Origin of the sequence: Bradyrhizobium sp. ORS 375, from assembly GCF_000239775.1 — a bacterium.
Lineage (GTDB): Bacteria > Pseudomonadota > Alphaproteobacteria > Rhizobiales > Xanthobacteraceae > Bradyrhizobium.
Genome location: NZ_CAFI01000239.1, coordinates 1 through 3,205, shown reverse-complemented (window position 1 = coordinate 3,205; position 3,205 = coordinate 1). Strand labels below are relative to the sequence as shown.

The 3,205-nt window shown below is 65.1% G+C and carries 3 protein-coding genes; 1 reads left to right on the top strand and 2 read right to left on the bottom strand.

From position 1 onward, the window contains the following. Nucleotides 1-323: 323 nt before the first annotated feature. The gene (locus BRAO375_RS19020; protein ID WP_009029085.1) at nucleotides 324-1,247 is read right to left on the bottom strand and encodes a division plane positioning ATPase MipZ; all 924 of its coding nucleotides are present in this window, start codon (nucleotides 1,245-1,247) and stop codon (nucleotides 324-326) included. A 263-nt stretch (nucleotides 1,248-1,510) separates the two neighbouring features. Between BRAO375_RS19020 and panC the strand changes: the two genes are divergently transcribed. After that, nucleotides 1,511-2,362 carry a pantoate--beta-alanine ligase gene (gene panC / locus BRAO375_RS19015; protein ID WP_009029084.1) on the top strand — a complete coding sequence of 284 codons (852 nt, stop codon included), beginning with the start codon at nucleotides 1,511-1,513 and terminating at the stop codon, nucleotides 2,360-2,362. Between the two features lie 310 nt (nucleotides 2,363-2,672). Here panC and BRAO375_RS19010 read toward each other — a convergent pair whose 3' ends face one another. Then, nucleotides 2,673-3,113 (bottom strand): DUF1489 family protein, encoded by a 441-nt coding sequence (locus BRAO375_RS19010; RefSeq protein WP_009029083.1) that lies wholly within the window; start codon nucleotides 3,111-3,113, stop codon nucleotides 2,673-2,675. Nucleotides 3,114-3,205: the final 92 nt, after the last annotated feature.

Sequence of the window (3,205 nt, the reverse complement as noted above, 5' to 3'; positions counted from 1 at the left end):
CCCGTCTGTTGTGCGACGCACCTAGTTGCTGTGCAGCATAGGCCTGTTCCGGCCTTTCCCATGTGACTTGAACCCTGAACGTCCGGTTCAAATCAGTCATGAATTTGACGGCAATCTAGCGAAAAACGGCCCCCTCGCCCTTGACCTGCGACAAACCCGGCCGTCCGGCGCCCCGCTGACACGGTTTGCAGGATCGCCAGATCTCGTCGCCTGATCGATAGCGAATGCGCAGGCGCCCCTTCAAGGCGCACGATGTCTCAGGGCCGGTCGAACCCCGGTCTTGCCTGCCTCAGATCGTCCGCGAACCGGATCGGGCGCGAGCCTCAGGCGCTGATGATGTCGTGGAGATCGAGCGGCTTGTCGACCTGGGCGAACCACTCCGCGCGGTTCGCGGCGCGCCGGCGGCCGCGCTCGTCGAGCGGCAGCTTCAGCTGGCGCAACAGGCTCGTCACCTCCTCGCGCGCCGTGACATGACCGAGATTGGGCCGCGTGCCGAGTGTCGCCTCGTCGATGTCGTCGAGCGCGGTCAGTCCGCGCGGGAAGAACTCGCGATACACCACGCGCTCGGCAAAGCCGTCGATGGCGCGGAAACCGAGCCGCAGCGACAGATCCTTGAGGCCGTCGGCGACCAGCTGCTTGTTGCGCGAGCCGAGCATGGACAGGCGATTGCGCACCACGATCCAGTCGGTCATGGCGCCGTCCACCTGACGGCGCTTGCGCCGGACGTCGCGCACCATCTCGGCGTAGTGACTCTCCCCTGTCACCGCATAGGTCGCGGCGTCCACCGTGCCGAGCACGTCGAAGTCCAGGAAGCTGTCGTTGATCGGGGTGACCAGCGTGTCGGCCATCGAGTGCGCCAGGCGCATCAGATAGCTGTCGTTGCCGGGCGTATCGATGACGATGAAATCGAACGAGCGTTCGACCGCGCTCACCGCCTCCATGAACTGCTGGAACTCGGTGTTCTCGTTCTCGTCGATCTGCAGCGTCTGGCCGAGCTGGATGCAGTAGTGCGTCGGCAGCTCCAGGCGCAGACCGGTGCGCCGCGCCCAGGCGCTGCGGTTGCTGATGTAGTGGGTGAAGCTCTGCTGGCGGCAGTCCAGATCGATGGTGGCGACGCGCTGGCCCGCCTTCAAGAGTGCAACGGCGATGTGCAGGGCGGTGGTGGACTTTCCCGACCCGCCCTTCTCGTTTCCAAGCACAACCACGTGGGCCGAGCCCGATTGTCCTTGGCTAGTCTGCACCAGCATGTTTTCGACCCCTTACGATCATCTTCGAGTCACGGTCGTCTGCGGTCAAGTGAAATGCAGCATCATCGTGAATCCCACGGGGGATGCGCCCTCCGCTACTACTTGGGCACGCGCGTTTACCAACTCCGCATGAGATGCGGAGACGTGCTAACAGGCGTATTCAAGTAGGCTGAGCGGTTTGCATCGCTGTTGTGAAAGGCGCTCTGCCGAGCGTCAAGGCCGAACCGAGAAACTGCAATTTTTCGCTGCGAGATCGAGCAAAAATGTCACGACATCCGCGTATCGCCCGTACCGTTGCCGCCCTGCGTCGCGAGCTCGACAGCCTGCGCGCGAGAAAGGCCAGCATCGCTCTCGTGCCGACCATGGGCGCGCTGCACGAGGGTCACATTTCGCTCGTTCGCCTGGCGAGGCGCCGCGCCGACAAGGTCGTCGTCTCGATCTTCGTCAACCCGACTCAGTTCGCGCCGACGGAGGATTTCGGCTCTTACCCGCGTACCTGGAAGGAGGATGTTGCCAAGCTCAGCGCCGAGCGCGTCGATCTGATCTGGCACCCCGACGCGAAGGCGATGTATCCCGACGGCTTCGCGACGCGCGTCTTGCCGGAAGGCGCGGCGCTGGCCGGGCTGGAGGATCGCTTCCGCCCGCATTTCTTCGGCGGCGTCGCCACGGTGGTCGCCAAGCTGTTCACCCAATGCCGGCCAGACGTCGCCATCTTCGGCGAGAAGGACTATCAGCAGCTCCGCGTCGTGACGCAGATGGCGCGCGATCTCGATCTCGGCGTTCGCGTCGTGGGCTCGCGTACGGTGCGCGAACGTGACGGGCTCGCGATGTCCTCGCGCAATGTCTATCTCAGTGCAGACGAGCGGCGTGCGGCGCCGACATTGCACCGCGTGCTGAAGCAGATCGCAGCACGCCTGCGCGCCGGCGACGACATGCAGCAGGCGGTTCGTGACGGCGCCATGACGATCACCGAAGCCGGTTTCGCTCTGGACTATCTCGAAGTCCGCCACGCCGAGACGCTCGCGCCGCTGGCTCCAAAGGAGCCCGGCCCGAAGCGGATCTTAGTTGCGGCCAAGATCGGAACCACACGGCTGATCGATAACATCGCGGCGTGAGCTTCGTCAGCAAAGGCAGCACCAAGGCCATTACGACATTGCACTCTCTGGGGAGTGCCCATGAATGCGCCCTCTCTCCTTGCGGGAGAGGGCATGCACGGCCTCTCAGCCCGCTCGCTTGGGTGAGCGGTATCTATCCAAGCGTCGCGTTCGGGGAGAGATACCCCTCACCGCAGCGCGCTCGTTGCATTGTCCTACATGCCCTCTCCCGCAAAGGGAGATGGCGCAGCAACTGAGGCCGCTATGATGATGCACTGCTTTACGGCGGAGGCGGACTTGCCAGCGGCGCGTTGCTCGCGCCAATAAACCGCTACAGCAGCCCGAGATCCCGCAGCTCGCGGCGCAGCGGCTCGGGCATCGCCTCGACGCCGGCGGCGCTGGCCTTGCCGAGATCGGTGGGAGCGTCCTCCGCGGTCAGATAGCGCCAGCCCTGGAACGGGCGCATCGGCCGCGGGGACACCGCAATCACCTTCGGCTGCATGATGATGCGGCAGCGGCCGATGCCGTCGCCGTCGCGGAACGGCTCGATGGCTGTGATCTTCTCCCGCGCGGCGACCTCGCCGCGAATCACCCAGTACAGCGAGCCGCCGGCGAGGATGTCCTCGACCCGCTTCGGCGTCATCCGCGTCACATGGACGTGCTGCTGCGGCAGGCCCTTCTTCTTCGCCGCAAGCATGCGCTCGGCGATCCATTCCTTGAGCTCTTTGACCGACTCGCAGCCGACGGCCAGCTTGATCAGATGCAGAGGCATGGTGGCGTTCGACCGGGCGCTATTCGTCTTTGGCGGCGGGCTCGGCGGCGTCGGGCGCCGCCTGCGGCGCGGCCGCAGCGGGCTTCGGCTTC